This window comes from Streptomyces sp. NPDC088910, assembly GCF_044749865.1.
In the GTDB taxonomy this organism is placed as follows: Bacteria; Actinomycetota; Actinomycetes; order Streptomycetales; family Streptomycetaceae; genus Actinacidiphila.
This window is the reverse complement of record NZ_JBIVIV010000023.1, coordinates 28,971-52,215: the sequence shown is the minus strand read 5'-3', so window position 1 is coordinate 52,215 and position 23,245 is coordinate 28,971. Positions and strand designations below refer to the sequence as shown.

The window sequence follows — 23,245 nt, the reverse complement described above, 5'->3', positions numbered from 1 at the left end:
GGAGGTGCGATGAACGGATCGGTGCGGTTGGGCCGGATCGCCGGTGTGCCGCTGCGGATGCACTGGAGCGCGCCCCTGCTGATCGTCTTCGTCAGCGTCGCCCTGGGCGGCGGCGTGCTGTCCGCCTGGGCACCGGGCCACTCCGCGGCCGCCTACCGCACCGGGGCGCTGATCGGCGCCCTGGCGCTCGCCGTGAGCCTGGTCGCGCACGAGGCGGCCCACGCCCTGGCGGCGCGCCGCGCGAAGATCGAGGTCAAGGACGTGACGGTCTTCGCGCTCGGCGGCGTCACGCGGATGGGGTCGGCGACCACGCCCCGCGACGAGGGCTGGGTGGCGGCGATCGGACCGCTGACCAACCTGGTGCTCGGCGGGCTGTTCCTGGCCGCCGCCGTGGCGGTCGACGACACGCTGCACTGGGCCGTGGCCGCGGCCGTACTCGCCTGGGTCGCGTGGGCCAACGGACTCCTCGGCGTCTTCAACCTGCTGCCCGCCGCCCCGCTCGACGGCGGCCGGGTCCTGCAAGCGGTGATCTGGCGGATCCGCGGCGACCGCGAGCGCGCGGCCAGGATCTCCGGGCGCTGCGGCCAGGTGTTCGGCGTCGCGCTGCTCGCCGGCGGCTGGCTCGAAGTCCTCATGGGCCAGGCCGCGGGGCTGTGGCTGGTCCTGCTCGGCGCCTTCATCTCCTTCACCGCCTACGCGGAGGTCCGCCGCTCGGTGCTGTACGAGACCCTGCGCGGCGTCCGTGTCACCCAGGCGATGCACCCGGCCGTCGCGGGCCAGGACTGGCACACCGTGGACGAATTCCTGGCCACCTCGGCCTCCGGCGTCGGCGTCCGTACGGTGATTCCGCTGACCGACCTCGACGGCAGGCCCAGCGGCGTCGTCACCGCGTCCGCGCTCCTGTCCGTCCCGGCGGTGCGCAGGCGGGACACCCGGGTACGGGACGTCGCATTGCCGTTGGACCGCTGCCTGCTGGTCGACCCCGACGACCGGGTCACCGACGTCTTCGACCGTCTCGCCACCACCTCGGGCAGCCCCGTTCTCGTCCTGCACGACAACCGCGTCGTCGGCGTGGTCACCGCCGAGGACATCGCCGGGCTGACCCGGCGCCACCCGCACCCGCCGGCCCGGCCCCCTGCCACCCACGGGGCGGGCCACACCACCTGACCGAAGGCCGCACCCACGCGGCGGCACGGGGGAGAGGCGACGGAAAGAAGGACTTCTGCCATGGATCCTGAACGCATCGAGCGCATGGTGACCGCCCTGCGCGCACGAGGCGTCATGGCCCACCGAGCCGACGCGGGCGTCTACGAATTCGGCATCGGCGTGGCGCTGGGGGACGGCAGCGAGGCCCAGTGGAACCTCGGCGGAGCCGCCGGGCTGGACGCGGTGGTGACGCGCGACGGCGTCCTCATCGGCTTCCTCCCGCACGTCCTCGGCGGCGCCGCTTTCACCGACGATCAGATCGTCGACGCCATCGCCACCGCCCGCTACCCGGAGGAGGGCCTCTACCCGGCCCAGGACGCCCGCCCGCGGCCCGACGCGCCGACGCCGCCCGACGCGCCTTCGCCGCCCGGCCCGCCCGTGCCGCCCGCGACCTCCCGGCCGTCCACCGCGGACCGCCGACCCTCCACCGCGCCCGCGAATCCCCAGCAACCCCCCGCGGACCCCCAGCCGTCCCCCGCGAAGAACGTGCCGACCGCACGGCACCGCACGCTCCTGGCCAGGCTCCGCCGCCTGCGGCGCCTACAGCGGCTCCGCCGGGCCTCGCGCTGACGACGACCGCTGACCGGTCACTGACCCGGCCACTGACCGACCGCTCACGAACGCGGTCGCCCGCTGACGGCGCCCACGACGGACATCGAGGGCGCGCACGCGTGCGACGGGGCACCGCCGTGGTGGCGGTGCCCCGTCAGGCGCGGGTGGTGCGGGGCTCACACGAGCCAGCGGTGGCGGGCGACGAGGGGGACGCGGGCCCAGGCCCGGCCGAGGCCCCAGGTGGTGCCCGCCGCGGCGAAGGCGAAGAGGATCATCGCGAGGGCGTAGATGAGGTGGTAGTCCACGAACGGGTTGGAGGACATGCTCGGCGCGCCGGTGGACAGGTGCTGCGCGGGCGGCCATTCGGCGGCCCACATCATGGCCATCAAGACGGTGCCCGCGGCGGCGGTCAGACGCAGGGCGACGCCGCTCATGAGGGCGACGCCGATGCCGAGCAGGCCGAGCATGAACAGCCAGTCGGTCCAGCCCTTGCCCGCGATGTCGTGGAAGAACGACTCCAGCGGACCGGCGGAGACACCCGACAGGAACCCCTTGGTGGGCGACCCGCCGTCGACCCAGCCCTTGCCGGAGCCGGTCGCGTAGTGCCAGCCGAAGGTCTTGTCGAGGAAGGCCCACAGGAAGACGAAACCGGTCGCGATCCGTACGGTGGCGAGCGACTTGGCGACGAGCGCGGAGTCGGTGCCGACGGCCGTCGCGTCGCCGCCGCGGTCGGCGGACGCCTTGCTCCGAGCGGGGAGGCGGAACCCTGCGTGCTGCCGGGTGTGGTCGTGGACTGCCATGACGGCTCCCAGTTCAATGGGGGTTGACGTTCGGTCAGACACCACTGTGCCGCGCGGTGTTGGCCGCACGCTGGGGGCTCACGGCCCGACCCGCAGGGCCGAACGGCTCTGCCCGGCGGCCCGGTTGGGCCGAGAGCCCCGAGGCGTCACGTGCCGAGGCGTCGAGGCTTCGAGGCGGCAGGCGTCCCACGGCGGGCCCGGAGGCCACCGTCCGCCGCTGATGCCTTCCGGCGCCCCGACGGACCTCACCCGTCCGGCCATCGCGCGACCACTCACCGTGTGCTCATAGCCCGCTCCGTTTCGGTGACGGGTGGCCGAAGCGCTCATGCGGTCCGGCCGCGGAGCCCGGCGGCGTCCCACGCGGTCCGGTCCACCCACCCGACAGGGCCGTTCGGCCCTCCGCAGACGGCGCGGGAGGCGGGAGCGTGGAGACACGGGGTCAGTCGGCCCCCGTCGTGTCGCTCGACGAGGAGGGACCGACCATGGAACGCGGAATCTGGCTGTGGCGTCTGCGGAAGAATCCGCTGCGCCGACGTTCGTACGCCGTGGAGGCGTGGGCCTTCCTCGCGGCGGCCCTGGCCGCGCTGGTGGTCGCGGTGCTGGTCGGAGTCTCGACCGCGCACGGTCTCCAGCGCGAGTACGCGCAGCAGCGTCTCGACCGGCACAGCACCAGCGCGGTCCTGACCCAGAAGGCCCCGGACGGCTACCGGCTGTCCCGGGTGGACGTACCGGCGCAGTGGAAGGCGCCCGACGGCACCGTGCTCACCGGCATCGTCACCGCCAGTCCCGGCACCTCCCGCGGCGCCGTCGTTCCGGTGTGGACCAACAGCCAGGGTGTCGAGGTCGCGCAGCCGCTGTCCCCTTCTTCCGGGGAATTCCAGGCCGATGTGATCGGTGCGGGAGCGGCCTTCGCCATCTGCGTCGGCGTCCTGATCGGCTGCGGGATCACCACCAAACTCCTCGACCACCGCCGGTGTGCCCGCTGGGACGCCGAGTGGACGGACGCCGACTCGCGCTGGGGCCACCACAGCGTGTGACCGACGGTGCTGGCCCGGCCACGGTCCCGCCAGTACGGTGAGTGACCCGCCGGTCCTTCCGTCTGCCAGGAGACCCCGCCTGTGAGCTTCGCGACGCTGGCCGTCCTGTCCCTGGCCGCCCTGCTGGGCCCGCTGCTGGCCCTGCCGAAACAGTGGCACCTGCCCGTCGTCCTGGGCGAGCTGGCCGCCGGTGTCCTGCTCGGACCCACCGTGATCGGCTACCTGCACGCCGACGATCCGACGTTCGCCTTCCTCGCGGACATCGGCTTCGCCCTGATCATGTTCGTCGCCGGCGCACGGGTACCGGTGCGTGACCCGCAGTTGCGCGCGGGACTGGGCAGCGGGGCCGGGCGCGCCCTGGCCGTCGGCGTCCTGGCGGCGGTCCCCGCATTCCTCCTGGCGCGGGGCTTCGACACCGGGCACACCGCTCTCTATACGGTGCTGATGGCGTCGTCGTCCGCCGCGCTGATCCTGCCGATCGTCGACTCGCTGTCGCTCGGCGGCCCGCAGATCCTGCGCATGCTGCCCCAGGTCGCGGTCGCCGACACGGCCTGCATCGTCGCCCTGCCCCTGGTGATCGACCCGCGCCACGCCGCCCGCGCGGCGCTCGGCGCGTGCGCGGTCATCGCCTGCGCGGCGGCGCTGTTCCTGGTCCTGCGCCGGTTCGAGCGCGACGGCCTGCGGCGCAGAATGCACCGGCTCTCCGAGGAACGGCGCTTCGCCCTGGAACTGCGGATCAGCCTGGTCATCCTGTTCGCACTGGCCGCGCTCGCCGTGCGGACCCACGTCTCGATCATGCTGGCGGGCTTCTCCTTCGGCCTGGTCGTCTCCGCGATCGGCGAACCCCGCCGCCTGGCGAAACAGCTCTTCGCCCTGACCGAGGGCTTCCTCGGCCCGCTGTTCTTCCTGTGGCTGGGGGCGTCCCTCGATCTGCGCGCCCTGGCCGGTCACCCCTCCTTCGCGGTGCTCGGCGCGGCGCTCGGGCTGGGCGCGGTCGCGGTGCACGCCGCGCTGCGGGTCACCGGCCAGCCCTTCGCCGTGGGCGTCCTCGCCTCCGCCCAGCTCGGCGTCCCGGTGGCCGCCGCGACCCTGGGCACCCAACTGCGCCTGCTCGAACCCGGTGAGGCCGCGGCCCTCATGCTCGGCGCCCTGGTGACCATCGCCGCCGCCACCCTCGCGACCTCCCTCACCGGCCCGAGCACCCCGAAGGACCACGGCCTCGCGGCACCGGCCGCCCCTTGACCGCGAGCCCCGCGCAGCGACGGCGGGCCTCCCGGAATCCGGAAGGCCCGCCGTTCCCACCTCTAATCGTTCCCGGCCCTCAGCCGGTCCAGGACCAGTCGGCGACCTCGGGGAGGTCGACGCCGTGTTCGCGGATCCAGGCGTGGTGGCGCAGCCGGGTGTCCTCCATCTTCTGACGGACGGGCGCCGCCGCCACCGCGAGGCCGGGGACGCGGTCGATGACGTCCATGACCAGCCGGTAGCGGTCGAGGTCGTTGCGGACCACCATGTCGAACGGCGTGGTGGTCGTGCCGTTCTCCTTGTAGCCGCGCACATGCATATGGGCGTGGCCGGTGCGGCGGTAGGTGAGCCGGTGGATGAGCCACGGGTAGCCGTGGTACGCGAAGATCACCGGCTTGTCGGGGGTGAACAGCGCGTCGTACTCGGCGTCGGGCATGCCGTGCGGGTGTTCGTCCTTGGGCAGCAGCCGCGCCAGATCGACCACGTTGACGACCCGTACCGACAGGTCGGGAAGGTGCTCGCGCAGCAGGGACACGGCGGCGATGGTCTCCTGCGTGGGGACGTCACCGGCGCAGGCCAGGACCACATCGGGTTCCGCGCCGTCCTCGGAGCTCGCCCATTCCCAGATGCCGGCGCCGCGTGCGCAGTGCGCGCGGGCGGCCTCCAGATCGAGCCAGTCGAAGCAGGGCTGCTTCCCGGCGACCACGACGTTCACGTAGTCCTTGGAACGCAGCACGTGATCGGCCACCGACAGCAGGGTGTTGGCGTCCGGCGGCAGATAGACCCGCACGACCTCGGGGGACTTGTTGAGGACGTGGTCCACGAAGCCGGGGTCCTGGTGCGAGAAGCCGTTGTGGTCCTGCCGCCAGACATGCGACGTCAGAAGGTAGTTGAGCGACGCGATGGGCCGCCGCCACGGCAGCGGCCGTGAGGTGCGCAGCCACTTGATGTGCTGGTTGGCCATCGAGTCGACGATGTGCACGAACGCCTCGTAGCACGAGAACAGGCCGTGACGGCCCGTCAGGAGATAGCCCTCCAGCCACCCTTGGCAGGTGTGCTCGGACAGGATCTCCATCACCCGGCCGCCGCGCTCCAGGTGCTCGTCGGTGTCGAGTACCTCGGCCTCCCACGCCTTCCCGCTCACGTCGTAGACGGCTTCGAGCCGGTTGGAGGCGGTCTCGTCCGGGCCGACCAGCCGGAAGTCCCGGTGCTCCGCGGTGTCGGCCATGATCTGCTTGAGCAGCCCGCCGAGCACCCGCGTGGGCTCGTGCAGGTTCACCCCCGGCTTGTCGACCGCCACCGCGAAGTCCTCCAGCGGCGGCACCGGCAGGTCGCGCCGGAGCAGACCGCCGTTGGCGTGCGGGTTCAGACCCAGCCGCCGCTCGCCGTCCGGCGTGCAGCTCAGCACCTGGGCGCTCGGGCGGCCGTCCCGGTCGAAGAGCTCCTCGGGGCGGTACGAGCGCAGCCACTGCTCCAACTGGCGCAGGTGCTCCGGGTTGTCACGGACCCCGGCCAGCGGCACCTGGTGCGCCCGCCAGGTGCCCTCCACCGGCAGCCCGTCGACCTCGGCGGGTCCCGTCCAGCCCTTCGGCGTACGGAGCACGATCATCGGCCACCGGGCCCGCTCGCCGTCGTCGCCCGCACGCGCCGCGTCCTGGATGGCGGCGATACGGTCCAGCGCGGTGTCCATGGCCGCGGCCATGGCCCGGTGCACGTCGTGCGGGTCGTCGCCCGTCACGTGGATCGGGTCGTGGCCGTAGCCGCGCAGCAGTTCGTCCAGCTCGTGCTCGGGGAGCCGGGCCAGCACCGCAGGGTTGGCGATCTTGTAGCCGTTGAGGTGCAGGATCGGCAGGACGGCGCCGTCGTGCACCGGGTCGAGGAATTTGTTGGAGTGCCAGGAGGTGGCCAGCGGACCGGTCTCCGCCTCGCCGTCGCCCACGACACACGCCACCAGCAGGTCCGGGTTGTCGAAGGCCGCGCCGTACGCGTGGGACAGCGAATATCCCAGCTCGCCGCCCTCGTGGATCGAGCCCGGCGTCTCGGGCGCGACGTGGCTGGGGATGCCGCCGGGGAAGGAGAACTGCCGGAACAGCCGGGCCATGCCGTCCGCGTCCCGCCCGATGTCGGGATAGGTCGCGGAGTAACTGCCGTCGAGCCAGGAGTTGGCCACCACTGCGGGGCCGCCGTGTCCGGGGCCCCACACGCAGAGCGCGTCCAGCCCGCGGGTCCTGATCACCCGGTTGAGGTGGGTGTGCACGAGGTTGAGGCCGGGGGAGGTCCCCCAGTGGCCGAGCAGCCGCGGCTTGATGTGCTCGGGGCGTAGCGGCTCCTCGAGCAGGGGATTGGCGAGCAGGTAGATCTGGCCGACGGACAGGTAGTTGGCCGCCTTCCAGTGGGCGACCAGGGCGGCCAGTTCGGTGTCGTCAAGAGCGCTGCCCGGCTGGGCCGGGGGTGCCTGAGACATGTCTTCCTCCGCGGAGTCGAAGTCGTCGTCCCAGACTCGGAGGTCTCGCCCGCGGTCCGACAGAGCCGACCGGGCAGCGATCGGGGGCCGTTCGGGCCAGCGCCCCCCGGGTCGGGACACGGCGTTCCTCGCGCGAGTCTGCCACGAGGTGCCGGTCGGCCGGGGTAACCGCCCGAGGCGTGTGGCGCGATCCGGACGGAGACGCCTTCCGCATCGCTCGCGGAGCAACCGCCCCGGCCGCGTGGTGCCGACGCCCCGTCGGGCGGAGCGCCGCGCGTGACTCAGCCGTCCTGGCTGGCCTGGTGGCCGCGGAGCAGCCGGCCGTGGGCGGCACGGGAATGGGTGACGACGCATACGTCGATGTCGTCGCCCGAGCCCTCGACGATGATCTCGCCGACACCCCGGCTGAACAGCCTCTGGAGGCGGGTGCGCCGGGTCGCGCCGATCAGGATCTGGCTGGCGCTCACCCGCCGGGCGAAGTCGAGGACGGCGCGGGCCGGGTCGCCGCTGGTGAGCGTGTGGTAGGTGCCGCCGAGCTCTTCCACCAGCGCGCGCTGTTCGGTCGGCAGGTGAGCGGAAGGGGACGTCGACGCGTCGTCGGGCTCGACGTGGACGGCGAGGAATTCGCCTCCCGCGCCGCGGGAGGCGGTGCGCTTGGCGCGCCGGATGAGGGTGTCGCCCTCCGCGCCGCCGGAGAGGGCGACCAGCACCCGCTCGCGCGCGGACCAGGGCTGCTGGATGCCGTGGCCCTCGCGGTAGCGCTGAAGAGCCTCCTCCACCCGGTCGGCTGCCCACAGCAGGGCGATCTCGCGCAGGGCGGTGAGGTTTCCGGCGCGGAAGTAGTTGACCAGTGCCAGCTCGGCCCGCTCCGGCGGATAGATGTCGCCGTCGGCCATCCGCTGCCTCAGCGCCTCGGCGGACATGTCCACGAGCTCGATCTGGTCCGCGCCGCGGACCACGTCGTCCGGAACGGTCTCGCGCTGTTTGGCCCCGGTGATGTGCTCCACCACGTCGTTGAGCGATTCGAGATGCTGGATGTTGACGGTGGAGATCACGTTGATGCCCGCGTCGAGCAATTCGTGGACGTCCTGCCAGCGCTTCTTGTTCCGTGCACCGGGGATGTTGGTGTGGGCCATCTCGTCGACCAGCGCGAGTTGCGGGCGGCGGGCGAGGACGGCGTCGAGGTCCATCTCCGTGAAGGCGCAGTCGCGGTATCCGACGGTCCGGCGCGGCACCTGCTCCAGGCCCTCCGCCATCCGGTGGGTCAGCGGCCTGCCGTAGTCCTCCACGAAGGCGATGACCACGTCGGTGCCCTGGTCGGCACGCAGGTGGCCCTCGCTGAGCATCGCGTACGTCTTGCCCACCCCTGGGGCCGCCCCGAGGTACACCCGCAGGCTTCCGCACGCCATGGCCGTTCCCTTCTCGTCGCCGAGGCCGAACCGGCCCGCACCTCGACCGGACGCCCCGAGATCTCACCGTTTTATCCTTTATCTCTCCATTCTCCTGGTTATACATATAAAAGGAGGTTTCGCCGCGGGCTCCGTGCCGGTACCTGGCCGACGTGGAGCGGAACCCGGCGGCGGCGCGAGCCGGCCCACCGGCCCCGGCGCCGGGACCTCGCGAGGGCCGGTCGGCCGGGGCGGCCACCCCTTGTGGCCCTGGAACACGGAGTGCGCGCGCCGCACCGTGAAGGGAGAGGGGCGGCAGGCGAGCGCGTCCGCGGAGGAGTGGGTCATGAAGCAGCGTGAGGTCGGGATCGTGATGACGAGTGACGTCGTCAGCGTCCGCCCCGCGACACCGTTCAAGGACATCGCCGGGCTGCTCGGGAAGCACCGGGTGAGCGGTGTGCCGGTGGTGGACGACGACGAGAAGGTGATCGGGGTGATCTCCGCGACCGACCTGTTGTTCCGCCAGGCGGAGCAGGCGTGGAACGTCCCCGCGCGGCGCATGTCCTTGAACCGTGCCGCGTACCGGAAGGCGGCCAAGGCCCGCGCCCGCACCGCGGGTGAGCTGATGTCGGCCCCGGCCGTCACCGTCCAGGCGTACGAGTCGGTCGTCGGCGCCGCGCGCACCATGCTGGAGCACGGGGTGGAGCGGCTGCCCGTCCTCGACGAGGAGAGCCGCCTGGTCGGCATCGTGACCCGGCGCGACCTGCTGCGGGTCTTCCTCCGCCCGGACGACGAGATCCGCGCCGAGGTGATCGACGAGGTCTTCGTCAAGACCTTCTGGGCGCCGTCGGACGCGGTGGGGGTCACGGTCTCCGGCGGCGTGGTCACCCTGGAGGGCCGGCTGGAGCGGGCGGACCAGGTGCCGGTGGCCGGCTGGATGACCGGGCGGATCGACGGGGTCGTCGGCGTCGTCAACAGACTCACCTCACGCTTCGACGACTCCCTCGCCGAAGCGAAGCGACCGGAAGGGGCACGGTGATGAGAACCGCTACCACTGGCCTGTTCAGCTCGCTCCCGTCCCCCGGACGGCAGCGGCTGGAGAGCCTTGCCCGAGAGGTGTCGTTCCCCGCTGGCACCCGGATCTACGAGGAGGGCGAGCGGGCCGACCGGTTCTGGGTCGTGCGCACCGGCGCCGTCACCCTCGACCTCCGGCGGCCCGGACGCCCGGCCCCCGAGGTGGAGATGCTGGGCCCCGGAGACCTGCTCGGCTGGTCCTGGCTGTTCCCGCCGTACGTCTGGCAGATGGGCGCCCAGGCCCAAAGCCCCGTGCGGACACAGGAGTTCGACGCCACCGTCGTACGGGCGCTGGCCGAAGCGGACCCGGTGTTCGGACGAGCCCTGGCGATGAAGGTCGGCGAGGTCGTCGCCCACCGGTTGCAGAGCACCCGGGCCAGACTGCTCGAGCGGTGAGCAGCCCGTGAGCCGCGGAGAACGCGGAAGCGAAGGAGGCTGAGCGGCCTCCCGGCCGTGGGCCCGCGATGGGCGACAACTGCGCTCCAGACCCTGCCCCGACGTCCGATACCGGCCAAGGGACCGTTCGGCCCTAGCAACGGGTCCGTACGACCGTTCATGATCGGAGGTCCGGGCGCGGCACACGACAGGGCGAAGGATCGGCGCACATGACCGAAGTACGGCAATTCTCACCGCAGGCGCCGATCAGGGTCTTCCTGCTGGACGACCACGAGGTCGTCCGGCGCGGCGTCCACGACCTGCTCGACTCGGAACCCGACATCGAGGTGGTCGGCGAGGCCGCGACCGCCGCGCAGGCCGAGGCCCGCGGACCGGCCCTGCGGCCGGACGTCGCCGTCCTGGACGTCAGGCTGCCCGACGGCGACGGCATCACCGTCTGCCGCGAGCTGCGGTCGCGGATGCCCGGCCTCGCCTGCCTGATGCTGACGTCCTTCGACGACGACGACGCGCTGCTCGACGCGATCATGGCGGGCGCAGCGGGCTATGTGCTCAAGCAGATCAAGGGCTCCGACCTGGTCGCCGCCGTGCGGACCGTCGCCTCGGGGCAGTCGATGCTCGACCCGGCCACCACCTCCCGGCTGATGAGCAATCTGCGCGGCGGCGGCCCGACAGCGACGGCGGAACCCGAGGTCGAGGCGCTCGCCTCGCTGTCTCCGCGCGAGCGCGAGATCCTCCAACTCGTCGGTGAGGGACTCACCAACGGCCAGATCGGCAAGCGCCTGTACCTGTCGGAGAAGACGGTCAAGAACAACGTCTCGCGGCTGCTGGCCAAGCTCGGCGTGGAGCGCCGCATCCAGGCGGCCGTCATGGCCACGCACGACACCGCCCAGCACTCCGGGCCGGAGCACGGCCGCCGCTGAACACGGGGCCGACCGGCCCTCCGGCCGGGCACCAACGGCCCCTCCCGCCGCCCGTCGTGCTCCGTCAGCCTGGAAGCAGGACGGCCGGGAGGAGAACACGATGCGGACCGCACCACTGGACGCGGAGACCCTGGAGAAGCTGATCTCCGCGGCGGGCGCGGCGCCTTCGATCCACAACACTCAGCCGTGGCGGTTCCGGCTCGACCCCGACACCAGCACGCTGGAGGTACGGGCGGCCGTCGACCGCGGGCTGCGGCACGTCGACCCGATGGGACGCGCCGTCCACCTGTCGGTCGGCGCCGCCCTGTTCAACCTCCGGGTCGCGGTCGCCCACTTCGGCTGGGACCCCGTGCCGCGGCTGCTGCCCGACCCCGCCGAGCCCGACCTGCTGGCCTCCGTACGCCTGGCCGGACCGCTGCCGACCGGTGCCCGCCGCGACCGGCAGGACCTGTACGACGCGATCTGGCGGCGGCACAGCAGCCGCCTGCCGTTCTCCGAGCAGGCGCTTCCCGCCCAGGTGCTGACCGAACTGGCCGAGGCCGCGGACGCCGAGGGCGCCCGGCTGGTACGGCCCGCCGCGGAGGAGACGGCCCGCCTGCTGGAGTTCACCACGGAGGCCGAGCGGCGCGGCATGAGCGATTCCGACCGCCGGGCCGAGAGCCGGAGCTGGATCCGTGAGGGGAGCGCGGACGGCCTGCCGGGCCGGGCGCTCGGCCCCCAGGACAGCGCGGGCCGACTGCCGCTGCGGGACTTCTCCGCGCTGCGCCCGGAGAACTACCAGCCTTCCGCGGCCTTCGAGCGGCACCCGGTGATCGCGGTCCTGTCCACCTGCCACGACCGCCCCGCCGACTGGCTGCGCGCCGGTCAGGCGCTGGAGCACGTCCTGCTCGTCGCGACCGCTCACACTGTCCGCGCGTCACTGCTCCATCAGGCGCTGGAATGGGACGACCTGCGGTGGCTGCTGCGCGACCCGCGCGGCGGCATGGAACACGTACAGATGCTGATCCGCCTCGGCTACGGACCGGAGGGCCCGGCCACACCCCGGCGCCCCGTCGCCGACGTCACCGATGCCGGAACGCACACGCTCTAGATGTACTGACCCGGAGGGTTGTTGACGCGCGCGGCGCCCGGCTACGCCTTGGGTCCCGCCGAGGGCGGGGCGGCCGGCACCCGCCAGACCAGGCGGGTGCCGCCGCGGGGGCTGGCGGAGAGGGACAGCTGGCCCCCGAGCCGCGCGGCCCGCTCCTCCAGATTGCGCAGCCCGCTGCGGTGCCCGCCGGAAGGGGCGCCCACGCCGTCGTCGTCGACCGTGACGGTCAGGGTCCCGGAGGCGACGACCAGGGAGACCTCGGCGGAGGTCGCCCGGGCGTGCCGTCCGACGTTGGAGAGGGCTTCGACCAGGACGGCGACGGTCTCCTCCGCGACCGGCGTGGGCACATCGGTGTCGATCAGCCCCTCCATCCGCAGGGCGGGGGTGAAGCCGAGCGTCGGGACCGCGTCCTCGACCGCCATCGAGGCACGTATCCGAAGGCCGCGCGCGGTCCGCTCCCGGTCGTGCGAGCGCAGCCCGAAGATCGTCGAGCGAATGATCTTGATGGTCTCGTCCAGGTCGTCCACCGCGCGCAGCAGCCGCTCGCTCGCCTCCGGATGCTGGACGAAGCGCACCGCGCTCTGCAAGGTCATCCCCGTGGCGAACAGCCGCTGGATGGCCAGGTCGTGCAGGTCACGGGCGATCCGGTCGCGGTCCTCCAGCAGCGCGAGCTGCTCGGCGCCGCGCCGCCGCTCGGCCAGCTCCAGCGCCAGCGCGGCCTGCCCGGCGAAGCTCAGCAGCGGCGAGGACTCCGCCTCGGTGAAGGGGACAGAACCCAGCTCGCGGGCGAGCAGCAGCACACCGCGCACCGCGCCGTCCGCCATCATCGGTACGGCGATCGTCGGCCCCAGGCCGTTCCAGCGCGGCGGCCCCGACGTCACCCGCGGGTCCTTGGCGATCTCCACCGTGGTGATCGGCCGCGCCGCGGCCATCGCGGCGCCCATGAACGAGCCCTCGCACGGCAGCACCAGACCGCGGTGGGTCTCGGCGTCCACCCCCACGGCGATCATCACCTGGAGGTCGGTGGTCCCCTCGACCGGCAGCGCCACCACGCCCAGGTCCGCGGCCAGGATGTGCCGGCCGTGCTCGACGATCAGCCCGAGCACATCCATCTCACCGGCGCCCGACAGCAGCTTGCTCACGATCTCCGCGTTGGCCGCCATCCACCGCTGCCCCTCGCGGGCGGTCTTGTACAGCCGCGCGTTCTCGATCGCGACACCCGCCGCGACCGCCAGGGTCGACAGCAGCGTCTCGTCGTCGCCGTCGAACTCCCGGCCACCGCGCTTCTCGGTGAGGTAGATGTTTCCGAAGACCTCGTCGCGGACCCGGATCGGCACCCCGAGGAAGGAGCGCATCGGCGGATGGTTCGCCGGGAAGCCGTACGACGCCGGGTGATCGGACAGCTCAGCGAGCCGCAGCGGCTCCGGGTGGCGGATCAGCTCGCCGAGCAGACCGTGCCCCGAGGGCAGCGGCCCGATCGCGCGGGCCTCCTCCTCGGACACCCCGACGGTCAGGAACTCCGAGAGCCGCGCGTCGTCGCCGATCACGCCCAGCGCGCCGTACTCGGCGTCCACCAGGGCGACCGCGGTCTCCACGATCCGCCGCAGCACATGTGCGAGGTCCAGCTCCCGGCCCACCGACAGCACGGCCTCCAGCAGGCTGTGCACCCGATTCTGCGTGCCGCGCACCGCCCCGATGCGGACCTGCAACTCGTCCAGCAGCTCATCGAGCTGCAAACGGGGCAAGCGCCCGCCCGAGCTGTCGCCGTCCTCTCCCACCGGTCCTCCACGCGCACCGCGAACCCCGAGCATCAGCCCCTGCGTCCTACCGTATCGGCTGGGGTGCCGGGCCGGTGGTCGAGTGCCGGTGGTCGAGCGCCGGGGCCTCCTGCACCCTGCGGTCAGATGACAACGGTGCCTGCCCCCTCCCGCAGCTCTTCCGCGACCGAGCGCGCCCACGCGCGGATCCGCTCCGGGTCGCGAAAATCGCCGCCGCGTCCCTGCTGGAGGATCTGCCGGGCGACGAAGCCGCGTGCGCCCTCGGTCAGCCGTCCGCCGAAGGTGACATGCGCGCGGGCGTCGATCCGGTCGGCGAGCCGGGTGACCGCGGGTGTCGCGGGCAGATCCCTGGCGGCCGCCGAGGAGTCCAGCGGGCCGCTGCTGAACAGCCACACGGGCCTGTGGGCGAGCCGCGCCCGCTGCCGACGTGCCAGCCGGACCGCGTCGCGCTGCCAGCGGCCCGCGTACACCCCCGCGCCGAGGATCACGGCGTCGTAGGCGCCGACGTCCCTGACCCCGGCCGCCGCACGGACGTCGGCCGTGATATCGCGCTCGCGCAGCGCCTCGCCGATCCACTCGGCGATCTCGGCGGTGGAGCCGTTCCTGGTCCCGTACGCCACGAGAACGCGGATGGTCTTCACCCTGCTCACCTCGATCGATCGGTGCGGATCAGCGCGGCCATCGCGGGCACGGGCCGGATACCTGACCGGTCCGCCCGGCGGCCCCGGTACCGGCGGCGTGCGGTATCCGAGACGGCCCGCGCTCTTCCGCTCGTGGGCTGCCCCTTCCACGGTCCGCCGGTCGCCGCGCGGCCCGCCGGTGCCGTCCGGGGCGCAGCCGAGGGCCGATCGGCCCTGCTCCGGGAGAGTCGGCCATGCCGCGTCGGCGTCCGACCGCTCAGCAGGACTGCGCGACGTCCCGCGACACCCGAAGGCGCGGGGTCATGGGCGCCTGGTCCGCGGTGCGGGTGAGGAATTCCCGCACGCCCGCCACCAGGTGTTCGACCGCGACGTGCGGGCCCGCGCCGGTGTCGGCGGGCGTTCCCGTCGCGGCGCCGACGGCGAACACCTCGGGAGCGGCGCGGGACTGGAGGGTACGCGGGTCCACCCGGACGAGACCGCACGCGTCGCCGAGTCCGGCGGAGCGTACGACGTACCTGGCGCCGCCGTACAGCACACCGTCCGGCGTCGGTACGGGCCGCGCTCCGGTGGCCACCACGAGGACGTCGTACCCGATCGAGGAGCCGTCGGTGCAGCAGACCTCCCGCCGGGCCACGTCGACACTGCCGATCTCCGTGTGACGGAAGTCGATCCCGGCGCGGAGCCGGCCGTCCTCCGGCGGCAGGAGGGTGCGCGAGCCGAGGACACCGATGGCCATGAGAAGTTCGATTTCGTGGTCACGCGTGTCGTATTTCCCGACCACGACGATCTGGAATTCGCTCTCGTCGTACCGGCGGCGCAGTCTGTTGGCCGCCAGGATTCCGGTACTGCCGTTTCCCAGGATGACGATCCGCTTCTTCATACCCGCACTGTCCGGCAGCCCCGGTCACGTCCACCACGGGCCAACCGGCCTTCCCTCCGAGGCCGTTCGGGCACCGAACGCCCGGTTTCCCGAGCCGACGGTGCGGGAGCCGTCGTGGACGACCGTCCACCGGCCCGTGGACCGGGACCGTTCGGCCCTGCCGACGCCGCTCGGCACGCGGGAGGCTGGAGTCGGACCCAAGGAGGCGTGCCCTCGTGCCGAACGCCCGGATCACGGACCTGTACGGGGTTCCCATGGCGCGCTCGTACCAGGCCGACCACACGACGACGCCTGCCGCGTTCGACCCGCACGTGCGGTGCCGTACCGGAGTGCGGGGGAGCCGAAGCGGGCGGAGGAGCAGCGCATGAACCACCACAAGAGCCATCGCATGAGCGCACCGTCGCCAGGTGACCCGGGTATCGCGGGCCGTGTGGCCGAGCGCGGGCGCGCACTCGGGCTGAGCATGGGCCAGGTGGCCAGACGAGCCGGTATGGCCCCGCGCTATCTGAACGACCTGCTGCGGCAGGACACCGACTTCGATCCCGACGGGCTGTTGCGCGTCGCGGCGGCCCTGGGCATGTCCTACCCGGAACTGCTCCACGGCCCCAGCCACCCGCCTCCCGGGCAGGCCGCGCCCGCTCCGCGTCCGTCTCTTCGGAGCCTGACCACGGCGGAGTGCTGGGATCTGGTCGGCGGGCATGGGGTGGGCAGAATCGCGCTGGCCGGAGCCGCCGCGCCCGTGGTGATCCCGGTCAACTACACGGTCGACGCGCGCACGGTCGTCTACCGGACCAGCCCCGGGAGCGCCGCCTGTCCGGAGAGCGGGCAGGCCGCCTCCTTCCAGGTGGACAGGGTGGACGACCGTCTCAGCCAGGGCTGGAGCGTCCTGATCACCGGCACCGCGGAGCGCGTGCGGGACGAGGAGACCGAACGGCGCCTCGCGGCCGCAGAGGGCGAGGGTCCCTGGGCGGGAGGCCCGCGGCCCGTGTGGACGCGTATCCGTCCCGGCGCCGTCTCGGGACGGCGCGTCGAGAGCGGCCTGGAGCCGGAGCCCGGCGGCGGGGCCGCGCGGAGTGAGGCGACGTACCGTCCACAGTGACGTCCCGCTACCGCTCCGACCGTGTGGGCACGGCCCCGCCCCGGCTCGGGCTGCGGGTGTCCGCCCGAGCCGCGACCATGGAGGGTGACACGGGAAGGGACCGCCGATGGAGCCCGAGTGGACCTGGCGCTACGCGGGCTACGACCCGTCGCGGGAGCGGTTGCGTGAGGTGCTCTGCGCTCTGGGCAACGGATACTTCGCGACGAGGGGGGCGTTCGCGGAGGCGGCAGCCGGTCCTGTGCACTACCCCGGCACGTATGCGGCGGGCTGCTACAACCGTCTGACGTCCGAGGTGGCGGGACGCGAGGTCGACAACGAGGACATGGTCAACCTTCCGAACTGGCTGCCTTTGCGGGTACGCGCGGTCGGTGGTCCATGGTTCGGCCCCGAGACCAGCACCGTGCTCGCCCACGAACAGACCCTCGACATGCGCCGGGGCGTCCTGCACCGGCGGACACGGATGCGCGACCGCGAGGGGCGCGAGCTGACGGTGGAGGAAACCCGCCTGACCCACATGGGCGACGCGCACCTGGCAGCGCAGCGGGCGCGGTTCACCGCCCACGGCTGGTCCGGCGAACTGGAGATCGAAGCCGGAATCGACGGGGACGTGCGCAACACCGGGGTGGAGCGCTACAGCGACCTGGCGGGTGCTCACCTCACCGACCACCGTACGGGGACCACCGGCACGGACACGGTCTGGCTGACCTGCCGTACCTCCTCCTCCCGCATCGCCGTCGCCATGGCCGCCCGCGTCCGTGTCAGGGAGCACCCTTGCGAGGCGACGCCGCTCGCGCCCGGCGGAAGGGCCAGCTTCCACCGGATGACACTCCCGGTCGTCCCCGAGCGGGTGATCACCGTCGAAAAGGTCCTCGCGCTGCACACCTCGCGCGACCCGGCGATCGGCGGTCCCCGGCAGGCCGCCCTGGACCGTGTGGCTCGCGCGCCCGCGTTCCCCGCCCTGCTCAGCGCGCACACGGGCGCGTGGGACCGGCTGTGGAAACGCACGGAGATCGAGGTGGCCGGTGAGGCCGGACACGTGCTGCGCCTGCACCTGTTCCACGTCCTCCAGACGCTGTCGCCCCACACGGCGGGCCTGGACGTCGGAACACCGGCGCGCGGGCTGTACGGGGAGGCGTACCGAGGGCATGTCTTCTGGGACGAGCTGTTTGTGCTGCCCTTTCTCGACGTACACCTGCCGGAGGTCTCCCGTGCGCTGCTGATGTACCGTCACCGCAGGCTCGGCGCCGCCTGCCGGGCCGCGGACGCCATCGGCAGACCCGGGGCGATGTACCCGTGGCAGAGCGGCAGTGACGGACGCGAGGAAACGCAGCGGCTGCACCTGAATCCCGTCTCCGGCCGGTGGCTGCCGGACCACACCCACTTGCAGCATCACGTCGGCTCTGCCGTGGCGTACAACATTTGGCACTACTGCCTGGCCAGCGGCGACACCGCGTTCCTGCACACCGAAGGCGCCGAGATGCTGTTGCAGATCGCCAGGTTCTGGGCGCACACCGCGGCATGGGACCCGGCGTACGAGCGCTACCGCATACGTCAGGTCGTCGGCCCCGACGAATATCACGACGCGTATCCGGACGCGGAGGTCCCCGGCATCGACGACAACGCCTACACCAACGTCACAGCGGCCTGGGTGCTGGCCCGCGCGCTTGAACTGGCCCGTTCCCTGCCGGCTCCCCGCAGGGACGAACTGTTCGAGCGCATCGGGCTCGACCCGGCGGAACTGTCCTTGTGGGAGGACGTGTCACGACGCCTGCGTGTGCCGTTCCACGAAGGCGTCATCAGTCAGTTCGACGGCTACGGCGACCTCGCCGAACTGGACTGGGCGGACTACCGGGCCAGATACGGCGACATCCGCCGTCTCGACCGCGTCCTGGAGGCCGAGGGCGACAGCGTCAACCGCTACCAGGCGTCCAAGCAGGCCGACGTGCTGATGCTCGGCTACCTCTTCCCGCCCGCCGAACTGGCCGCTGTCTTCGAACGGTTGGGGGAGCGGCTCGACGACGCGACCTGGTCGGCGACCGTCGACCACTACCTCGCCAGGACCAGCCACGGCTCCACGCTCAGCGGGCTGGTGCACGGATGGGTGCTCGCTCGCTCCCGCCGCGACGAGGCATGGACCTACGTGCACGAGGCGCTCGTCGGCGACGTGGCCGACGTGCAGGGCGGCACGACCGGTGAGGGTATCCATCTGGGGGCCATGGCCGGCACGCTCGACCTCGTCCAGCGGGGCCTGACCGGCCTGGAACCACTGGGTGACGCGCTGCGACTGGATCCGGTGCCGCTGCCGCAACTGTCCCGCTTCCGCCTGTCCTTGCGGTACCGGGGCCACTGGGGCGTGGGCCTCACCCTGCGCTCCGGCCGCCTCCACATCTCCGTCCCGCTCTCCGGCCAGGAGCCCGTCCGTTTCGTCGTCGGCGACCGGACGGTGACCGTGGCCCCGGGCGAGGAGGTCGTGACCGAACTGCCCGGGTGATTCGCCTCAGGTGCCCGCCGGGGCGTGCGGCACGATCGCCACCGGCAGCGTCACCCGGCGGAGAACGGCGTGCGCGGTCGAACCGAGATGCGCGCTGACCGGGGTGGTACGGGGGCGGCGGCCCAGGACGAGGAGCGCGGCGTGCGATGCCGCCGCCGCGAGCCGCGCGGCGGCCCCCGCGATCACGGCCTCGGTGACCACCGGGGTACGGGGGTGCTTCTCGGCCCAGGGGCCCAGGGCAGCCGCGAGCGCCTGGTCGGGATCATCGGGACCGGCGCCGTCGTGGAGCGGCTCGCTCCAGCCGTGGACGACGCGCAGCCGCGCGCCGCGCCGGGCGGCTTCGTCGAAGGCGAATTCGACCGGTCGGCCGTCCGGCGCGGCCAGGTCGAGGCCGAGGACGACGTCACCGGCGCCGTCGGCTCCCGGCGGAGCGCCCGTGCCGGAAGCGGCGCTCACCAGGACCACGGGGACCGGTGCCCGGCCCGCGACGGTGAGCGCGGTCGAGCCGAGCACAAGCTCCTGCACCGCCCCCGCGCCTCGTGTGCCCAGCACCATCAGCTCGGCGCTGTCGGCGGCGGAGAAGAGCACCGGAAGCACCTGCTCGGCGATCTGGTCGACGGTGACGGACAGGTCCGGATGCCGGCGGCCGATCTCGTCCGCGGTCGGGTGGGCGGACCACGCGGGACGCGTCACGCGCTCACGGGGACCCGCCGACGTGACCGGTCCCGTACGGCCGTGTCCGGGCGGGACCGCCTGTACGAGACGCAGCGGGAGGCCGCGGCGCACGGCGTCGTCCGCGGCCCAGTCCGCCGCCGCGAGGCTCTCGGCCGAGCCGTCCGTCCCCGCGACGACGGCGCCCGTGACGATCGCGCGTGTCATGAGTGGACCTCCTTGGCGTGTTCCGTCCCCCTGCCTCCAGCATCCCCGCTTTCGGCGCTCGGCGTGCGGGACCGACGGCCCCGTACCCGGACCGAACGGGCCGGAGCCGTGCGATTGCGGCGGGGTCGGCCGAGATTCGCCGACGAGAACGCCGGATCAGAATGTCGGATCAGTACGCCGGATCAGGACGTCGGATCACATGGTCGGATCAGAAGATCGTGCTATGCCGATCCGCCGGGACGTACGGCAGGCGGGTGAATTCGTCGTCGCGCGTACATCCATCGGGTCCGCCCGCGCATCCCCTGGTCGAGTCGCGTTCTTGAACGCCCGCGCAGGGTTGACCGTTGGAGTATTCGTCGTGAAAACCGGCAGTAATATCATTCGTCGCATGTCCGTGGCGGCCCTCACGGCAGGGGCCGTTCTGGCGTCCACCGGGCTCGCGGTCCCGGCCCGCGTCGAAGCGACCCCGGCGCCCGCGGCGACGGCGTCCCGGACCGCTGCCCCCGCGATCGTCGCCAAGGGCGGCTTCGTGATGGACGACGGCACCGGCCGGACACTGTTCACGAAGGCCGCGGACACCCGCCGTTCCACCGGATCGACCAGCAAGGTCATGACGGCCCGGGTGGTGCTGGCCGACAGACGCCTCGACCTGAACGCGCAGGTCACCGTCCAGAAGGCGTACCACGACTACGTGGTGGCCAAGCACGCGTCGTCGGGCGGTCTGGTCGTCGGCGACCGGCCCACCGTCCGGCAGTTGCTGTACGCGATGATGCTGCCGTCCGGCTGCGACGCGGCGTACGCGCTGGCCGACACCTTTGGCAGCGGCCGGACGCGGGCCGCCCGCGTGAAGTCGTTCATCGCGAGGATGAACTCCACGGCGAAGGGCATCGGTCTGAGGAACACCCACTTCGACTCGTTCGACGGCGTCGGCAACGGATCGAACTACTCGACTCCGCGCGATCTGACGAGGATCGCGAGCAGCGCGATGCGATACCCCACGTTCCGTGCCGTGGTGAAGACGAAGTCGGTCCGGCAGAGCGTCGCGATGAAGAACGGCGGCCACCGCACCATGACGTGGACCAATACCGACACGCTGCTCGGGAGTTATCGCGGCGCCGCCGGGGTCAAGACCGGATCCGGGCCCGTGTCCCTGTTCTGCCTGGTCTTCGCGGCCACCCGCGGCAAGAGGACCGTCATCGGCACGGTGCTCGCCGCCCCGACGCAGGCGGCCCGCACGGCGGACGCGCGGAAGCTGATGGACTACGCGCTGAAGGGGTAGCGGTACGGGGGCGGGAAGCCTCCCGCCACCTGCCCGGCATGGCGTTCGCGGGCGGGGGTAGGGGACGTTCATCCCCCGCAGGGGACTCGCAGGGGACCGCGCCCGGCCGCCCATCGCCCCACCGGCATGGCGGCCGGGGGCCCCGACCGTCACCGGAGCCGGGGCTCGGTCGGCGAGCACACAACGACTCGGTGCGGGAGCGTGCGAGATGTCCGTGAAAGCAGTCGGCTGGGCCAGGTCGTTCCCTGTCTCGTACGGCGTCAGGGCCGGGCGCGAGTGGGCGCGCGAGCACCTGGACGTGCTCGGCTGGAGCACGCAGGCGCCCGACACGGCGGACTCCGTCGTCCTGACCGTCTCCGAACTCGTCACCAACGCCCACGTGCACGCGCACAGCGAGGCCCAGGTCGTCATGGTCTGGGACGGCTGCTGCCTGCACCTGAGCGTCAGCGACTCCTCCGACATGCTGCCCGCCGAGAAGGCGCCCGACGAGGAGCGCACCCACGGCCGGGGCATGGCCATCGTGGACGCGCTCGCCGACGAGTGGGAGGCCCACCCGCGCCCCGACGGAAAGACCGTCACCGCCTGCTTCCACGCGCCCGGCGGCACCTGCACGCACTCCTGGTGAAGCGCCCCGCCGCGGGTGAACTCCAGTCAACTCCTGGGAACTCCCGTGAACGCCGCCCCATTTCGGTATCAGTGCGGCGACACATTCGCAGGGCGATAATCCGACCGCAAAGCCGCGAAAACGGCGTTTTCGCGCTGTACAGACCGTCCCCCGCACGGGCATACTCGGTCACCGGCCAACAGGCCGATCATCGTCGGCGGCGAGACTCCATCGCAGGCCACCGGGCACGAGTCTCGCGCACGGCGTAGGGTCCGACCCGCTCCGCCTGCCTCCGCTGCCCGTTCACAGTGCAGGGAGCAGATTCAGTGCAGCGTTCCATCACCAGACGAGCCATAGGCGTGGTCGGCCTCGGCTCGCTCACCGCCGCCGTCACGCTGGCGGGCGTCGGTACGGCGCAGGCGTCCGGCAACGACAAGAACAACTGCGGCCGGTCGCACATCGAGCACTCCGAGGACGGCGGGAAGACCTGGTCCGACAACGGCCGGATCAACGACCCGGCCCCGACGAAGATCACGGTCCGGCTGACGGACAAGGTCAACAAGGGCTGCACGTACGTCGTCTCGCTCGCCTCCTACAGCGCCGAGGGCCCCACCTGGGACACCTCGGGCACGCAGGCGTTCCTCGGCTGGGACACCACCCAGCTCGACCACAAGAACACCCGGGCCACCCTGGACGTCAGCGCCTACGCGCCGTCCTGCTTCGGCCAGATCGACCTGTACGGCAACGGCATCAAGTACGACGGCGGCGAGGGCAAGGGCCACGGCAAGCTGCCGCGCTACCCGTACTCCGCGACCCCCGAGAACCTGATCACGGCGTGGAACGGCAGCGCGCCGTGCTCCACCCCGTCCCCGTCGCCCAGCGACTCGGTGACCGACTCCCCGTCCCCGTCCCCCAGCGAGACGACGGACAGCCCCGAGCCCAGCGACTCGACCACCACCTCGCCCGAGCCCTCGGACAGCGAGACGACCAGCCCGTCCCCGACGGACTCCGTCACCGACACCCCGTCGGAATCGCCGTCGGACACCCCGTCCGACACTCCGTCCGACACTCCGTCGACGACGCCGAGCTCCAGCGCCCCGGTCGTCGACGACACCACGTCACCGACGGCGTCGCCCACGAACTCCGCGGGCCCGGTCGGCTCGCCGGTCGTGGAGCCGGCCTCCGACACCTCCAGCGGTGACCTGGCCGAGACCGGCGGCAACGGCTCGCAGACCGTGGCCTTCGCGGGCGGCGGCGCCGCCCTGCTGGTCCTCGGCGCGGGCGCGGTCTACTTCACCCGCCGCCGCAACAGCAGCGCCCACCGCTGACGGATCCGGCGTACGCGGGCCGGGAGCACGCCGTGACGGCTTGCTCCCGCCCGACGTACGCCGGTCCGCGCGGTACGCCGACTCGGCGCGTCCGCCG

20 protein-coding genes are annotated in these 23,245 nt (G+C 72.6%); 13 read left to right on the top strand and 7 right to left on the bottom strand.

Annotated elements, in window-relative coordinates; translation table 11 throughout:
• Positions 1–9 precede the first annotated feature (9 nt).
• Entirely contained in the window at positions 10–1,167 is a 1,158-nt protein-coding gene (locus ACIP4Z_RS34715) for a site-2 protease family protein (RefSeq protein WP_401314499.1), read from the top strand.
• Positions 1,168–1,227: 60 nt separating this feature from the next.
• Entirely contained in the window at positions 1,228–1,776 is a 549-nt protein-coding gene (locus ACIP4Z_RS34710) for a hypothetical protein (RefSeq protein ID WP_401314497.1), read from the top strand.
• Positions 1,777–1,934: 158 nt separating this feature from the next.
• Here ACIP4Z_RS34710 and ACIP4Z_RS34705 read toward each other — a convergent pair whose 3' ends face one another.
• Positions 1,935–2,558: a hypothetical protein gene (locus tag ACIP4Z_RS34705; protein ID WP_401314495.1), complete on the bottom strand. Its 624-nt coding sequence runs from the start codon at positions 2,556–2,558 to the stop codon at positions 1,935–1,937.
• Positions 2,559–3,040: 482 nt separating this feature from the next.
• On the opposite strand from ACIP4Z_RS34705, the gene ACIP4Z_RS34700 reads away from it, so the two are divergent.
• Both ACIP4Z_RS34700 and ACIP4Z_RS34695 read left to right on the top strand, forming a co-directional pair.
• Positions 3,041–3,595, top strand: coding sequence for a hypothetical protein (locus tag ACIP4Z_RS34700; RefSeq protein WP_355347456.1), 555 nt, complete (start codon positions 3,041–3,043; stop codon positions 3,593–3,595).
• 81 nt (positions 3,596–3,676) lie between these two features.
• A complete protein-coding gene (locus ACIP4Z_RS34695; protein ID WP_401314493.1) occupies positions 3,677–4,837 on the top strand; it encodes a cation:proton antiporter in 1,161 nt (386 codons plus the stop codon).
• 79 nt (positions 4,838–4,916) lie between these two features.
• Here ACIP4Z_RS34695 and ACIP4Z_RS34690 read toward each other — a convergent pair whose 3' ends face one another.
• Together ACIP4Z_RS34690 and ACIP4Z_RS34685 are read right to left on the bottom strand one after the other, a co-directional pair.
• Complete coding sequence (locus tag ACIP4Z_RS34690) at positions 4,917–7,301, bottom strand: phosphoketolase (protein ID WP_391164240.1); 2,385 nt, start codon at positions 7,299–7,301, stop codon at positions 4,917–4,919.
• Positions 7,302–7,582: 281 nt separating this feature from the next.
• Positions 7,583–8,710, bottom strand: a complete 1,128-nt coding sequence (locus ACIP4Z_RS34685) for a universal stress protein (RefSeq protein ID WP_401314491.1) — start codon at positions 8,708–8,710, stop codon at positions 7,583–7,585.
• A gap of 325 nt (positions 8,711–9,035) precedes the next feature.
• On the opposite strand from ACIP4Z_RS34685, the gene ACIP4Z_RS34680 reads away from it, so the two are divergent.
• From ACIP4Z_RS34680 to ACIP4Z_RS34665, 4 genes are all read left to right on the top strand, one after another.
• Positions 9,036–9,728 (top strand): CBS domain-containing protein, encoded by a 693-nt coding sequence (locus ACIP4Z_RS34680; protein WP_401314489.1) that lies wholly within the window; start codon positions 9,036–9,038, stop codon positions 9,726–9,728.
• Positions 9,728–10,159: a cyclic nucleotide-binding domain-containing protein gene (locus ACIP4Z_RS34675; protein WP_401314487.1), complete on the top strand. Its 432-nt coding sequence runs from the start codon at positions 9,728–9,730 to the stop codon at positions 10,157–10,159. The genes ACIP4Z_RS34680 and ACIP4Z_RS34675 overlap by 1 nt, the downstream gene beginning before the upstream one ends.
• Positions 10,160–10,368: 209 nt before the next feature.
• Positions 10,369–11,079, top strand: coding sequence for a response regulator transcription factor (locus tag ACIP4Z_RS34670; protein WP_355347438.1), 711 nt, complete (start codon positions 10,369–10,371; stop codon positions 11,077–11,079).
• 100 nt (positions 11,080–11,179) lie between these two features.
• Complete coding sequence (locus ACIP4Z_RS34665; RefSeq protein ID WP_391052138.1) at positions 11,180–12,169, top strand: Acg family FMN-binding oxidoreductase; 990 nt, start codon at positions 11,180–11,182, stop codon at positions 12,167–12,169.
• Between the two features lie 41 nt (positions 12,170–12,210).
• On the opposite strand, the gene ACIP4Z_RS34660 is transcribed toward ACIP4Z_RS34665, so the two are convergent.
• The 3 genes from ACIP4Z_RS34660 to ACIP4Z_RS34650 form a co-directional block, all read right to left on the bottom strand.
• On the bottom strand, positions 12,211–13,980 hold the full coding sequence (locus tag ACIP4Z_RS34660) for a GAF domain-containing protein (protein ID WP_401314484.1): 1,770 nt from the start codon (positions 13,978–13,980) through the stop codon (positions 12,211–12,213).
• 89 nt (positions 13,981–14,069) lie between these two features.
• Positions 14,070–14,588, bottom strand: coding sequence for a flavodoxin domain-containing protein (locus ACIP4Z_RS34655; protein ID WP_401314482.1), 519 nt, complete (start codon positions 14,586–14,588; stop codon positions 14,070–14,072).
• Positions 14,589–14,844: 256 nt separating this feature from the next.
• On the bottom strand, positions 14,845–15,468 hold the full coding sequence (locus tag ACIP4Z_RS34650) for an FAD-dependent oxidoreductase (RefSeq protein WP_401314480.1): 624 nt from the start codon (positions 15,466–15,468) through the stop codon (positions 14,845–14,847).
• 364 nt (positions 15,469–15,832) lie between these two features.
• Here ACIP4Z_RS34650 and ACIP4Z_RS34645 point away from each other — a divergent pair, with 364 nt between their 5' ends.
• Together ACIP4Z_RS34645 and ACIP4Z_RS34640 are read left to right on the top strand one after the other, a co-directional pair.
• Positions 15,833–16,567 carry a pyridoxamine 5'-phosphate oxidase family protein gene (locus tag ACIP4Z_RS34645; RefSeq protein WP_401314478.1) on the top strand — a complete coding sequence of 245 codons (735 nt, stop codon included), beginning with the start codon at positions 15,833–15,835 and terminating at the stop codon, positions 16,565–16,567.
• 106 nt (positions 16,568–16,673) lie between these two features.
• A complete protein-coding gene (locus ACIP4Z_RS34640; RefSeq protein ID WP_401314477.1) occupies positions 16,674–19,058 on the top strand; it encodes a glycoside hydrolase family 65 protein in 2,385 nt (794 codons plus the stop codon).
• A 6-nt stretch (positions 19,059–19,064) separates the two neighbouring features.
• Here ACIP4Z_RS34640 and ACIP4Z_RS34635 read toward each other — a convergent pair whose 3' ends face one another.
• Positions 19,065–19,937, bottom strand: coding sequence for a universal stress protein (locus ACIP4Z_RS34635; RefSeq protein ID WP_401314475.1), 873 nt, complete (start codon positions 19,935–19,937; stop codon positions 19,065–19,067).
• Between the two features lie 388 nt (positions 19,938–20,325).
• Here ACIP4Z_RS34635 and ACIP4Z_RS34630 point away from each other — a divergent pair, with 388 nt between their 5' ends.
• From ACIP4Z_RS34630 to ACIP4Z_RS34620, 3 genes are all read left to right on the top strand, one after another.
• A complete protein-coding gene (locus tag ACIP4Z_RS34630) occupies positions 20,326–21,216 on the top strand; it encodes a D-alanyl-D-alanine carboxypeptidase family protein (RefSeq protein WP_401314473.1) in 891 nt (296 codons plus the stop codon).
• A gap of 208 nt (positions 21,217–21,424) precedes the next feature.
• Positions 21,425–21,841 carry an ATP-binding protein gene (locus ACIP4Z_RS34625; RefSeq protein WP_355349754.1) on the top strand — a complete coding sequence of 139 codons (417 nt, stop codon included), beginning with the start codon at positions 21,425–21,427 and terminating at the stop codon, positions 21,839–21,841.
• A 305-nt stretch (positions 21,842–22,146) separates the two neighbouring features.
• Entirely contained in the window at positions 22,147–23,148 is a 1,002-nt protein-coding gene (locus ACIP4Z_RS34620; protein ID WP_401314471.1) for an LAETG motif-containing sortase-dependent surface protein, read from the top strand.
• Positions 23,149–23,245 lie beyond the last annotated feature (97 nt).

Bases quoted from the DNA above. Each gene is read 5' to 3' on its own strand.
- ACIP4Z_RS34685 (WP_401314491.1), bottom strand. From the start codon at position 8,710: ATGGCGTGCGGAAGCCTGCGGGTGTACCTCGGGGCGGCCCCAGGGGTG.
- ACIP4Z_RS34630 (WP_401314473.1), top strand. From the start codon at position 20,326: ATGTCCGTGGCGGCCCTCACGGCAGGGGCCGTTCTGGCGTCCACCGGG.
- ACIP4Z_RS34700 (WP_355347456.1), top strand. From the start codon at position 3,041: ATGGAACGCGGAATCTGGCTGTGGCGTCTGCGGAAGAATCCGCTGCGC.
- ACIP4Z_RS34625 (WP_355349754.1), top strand. From the start codon at position 21,425: ATGTCCGTGAAAGCAGTCGGCTGGGCCAGGTCGTTCCCTGTCTCGTAC.
- ACIP4Z_RS34675 (WP_401314487.1), top strand. From the start codon at position 9,728: ATGAGAACCGCTACCACTGGCCTGTTCAGCTCGCTCCCGTCCCCCGGA.
- ACIP4Z_RS34650 (WP_401314480.1), bottom strand. From the start codon at position 15,468: ATGAAGAAGCGGATCGTCATCCTGGGAAACGGCAGTACCGGAATCCTG.
- ACIP4Z_RS34660 (WP_401314484.1), bottom strand. From the start codon at position 13,980: ATGCTCGGGGTTCGCGGTGCGCGTGGAGGACCGGTGGGAGAGGACGGC.
- ACIP4Z_RS34670 (WP_355347438.1), top strand. From the start codon at position 10,369: ATGACCGAAGTACGGCAATTCTCACCGCAGGCGCCGATCAGGGTCTTC.
- ACIP4Z_RS34665 (WP_391052138.1), top strand. From the start codon at position 11,180: ATGCGGACCGCACCACTGGACGCGGAGACCCTGGAGAAGCTGATCTCC.
- ACIP4Z_RS34715 (WP_401314499.1), top strand. From the start codon at position 10: ATGAACGGATCGGTGCGGTTGGGCCGGATCGCCGGTGTGCCGCTGCGG.
- ACIP4Z_RS34635 (WP_401314475.1), bottom strand. From the start codon at position 19,937: ATGACACGCGCGATCGTCACGGGCGCCGTCGTCGCGGGGACGGACGGC.
- ACIP4Z_RS34680 (WP_401314489.1), top strand. From the start codon at position 9,036: ATGAAGCAGCGTGAGGTCGGGATCGTGATGACGAGTGACGTCGTCAGC.
- ACIP4Z_RS34710 (WP_401314497.1), top strand. From the start codon at position 1,228: ATGGATCCTGAACGCATCGAGCGCATGGTGACCGCCCTGCGCGCACGA.
- ACIP4Z_RS34705 (WP_401314495.1), bottom strand. From the start codon at position 2,558: ATGGCAGTCCACGACCACACCCGGCAGCACGCAGGGTTCCGCCTCCCC.
- ACIP4Z_RS34690 (WP_391164240.1), bottom strand. From the start codon at position 7,301: ATGTCTCAGGCACCCCCGGCCCAGCCGGGCAGCGCTCTTGACGACACC.
- ACIP4Z_RS34640 (WP_401314477.1), top strand. From the start codon at position 16,674: ATGGAGCCCGAGTGGACCTGGCGCTACGCGGGCTACGACCCGTCGCGG.
- ACIP4Z_RS34645 (WP_401314478.1), top strand. From the start codon at position 15,833: ATGAACCACCACAAGAGCCATCGCATGAGCGCACCGTCGCCAGGTGAC.